Below are 1192 nucleotides of genomic sequence, written 5' to 3'. Positions count from 1 at the left end.
GGGGTCGCCGGACGGGGCTCTGGCCGTGCGTCGGCGGGGTGCGGTCTCGACGAGGAACACCGTGATGACTGCGCCAGCGATGAGGCTGTACAGCGCGAAGTCGAGGGTTCGCGCAAGGCCGAAATGCTGGGCGACAAAGCCGGCGATCACCGGCGCGACGCCCCCGCCGAAGGTCTCGCCCACCCCGGAGACGAAACCGATAGTTGACGCGACCAGCCCCAGCGGCGCGGCCTCGATCGCCACCGGGCCGCTCAGCAGGCTGAGCAGGCCGATCGAGAACATCGCCACGCCGAACAGCAGGGCGAACAGCAGTTGCGGATGGGCACCGGTGTTCGAGAAGAAGTACAGCAGCACGGCCGCGGCGATAAAGCCAGTCAGCGCGGTGAGGCGGCGGCCAATGTAATCGGAGATGCCGGCCACGCCGAACGAGCCGACAAAGCCGCCGAAGCCGACGGCCGAGGCGACGAAGCCCATGCTGCGCGTATCCAGGTGCAGCACGGTGACCAGATAGGTGGGCACCATGGCCCCGATCACGAAAATGCCGCCCATGGCACACAGGATCGCGGCGGTCGCGACAATCACGTTGCGGCTGGCCAGCAATTCGGTCCAGCGCGGCCTGACTGCGGGCATCTGGGCCGTGAGCGGCTCACTGGCGCTGCGATCGTGCAGGTTGCGCCAGATCAGGGCTGCCACGATCAGGCCCGGCATGGCGGAGATCGTGAAGACCCAGTGCCAGGAGGGCACGATCTGCAGCAGCTGCGTGGCCACGATCGGCGCGAAGCCCAGTCCCATAAGCGGCATCATGCTCAGTTGCAGGCCCAGGTTCAGCCCGCGCCGGGACGGCCGGGATGCTTCACTGTTGGCCGCGAGGCTCGCCGGTGTGAACGCGCCTTCAGCCACGCCCATCACCGCACGCAGGAACATCAGGCTCAGGAAGCCGGAGGCCAGTCCCGACAGACTCGAGAGCAACGAAAAGGCGATCATCGTGACCACGAGGATCTTCTTCCTGCCGATACGGTCCGACAGCGGACCCATGGCAATGGACCACAGTCCCCAGGCGACACCGAGTACCCCGATCAGGCTACCCAGCTGCGAATAGTTCAGGTTCAGCTCGGCCATCATGTGCGGAAACAGCGGCGCCATCAGCCACCGGTCAAAACCCACCAGACCAAACCCGACACCCAGCAGCACG

General features: G+C 66.4%; 1 protein-coding gene. It reads right to left on the bottom strand.

From position 1 onward, the window contains the following. On the bottom strand, nt 1-1191 hold a 1191-nt coding region (locus ACFSNN_RS41325; RefSeq protein ID WP_377779233.1), incomplete at its 3' end, for an MFS transporter. Nucleotide 1192: the final 1 nt, after the last annotated feature.

Source organism: Paraburkholderia dipogonis (genome assembly GCF_042680985.1).
Taxonomy (GTDB): Bacteria; Pseudomonadota; Gammaproteobacteria; order Burkholderiales; family Burkholderiaceae; genus Paraburkholderia; species Paraburkholderia phytofirmans.
The sequence above is the reverse complement of the archived record's forward strand: the minus strand, read 5'-3'. Positions and strand labels throughout refer to the sequence as shown.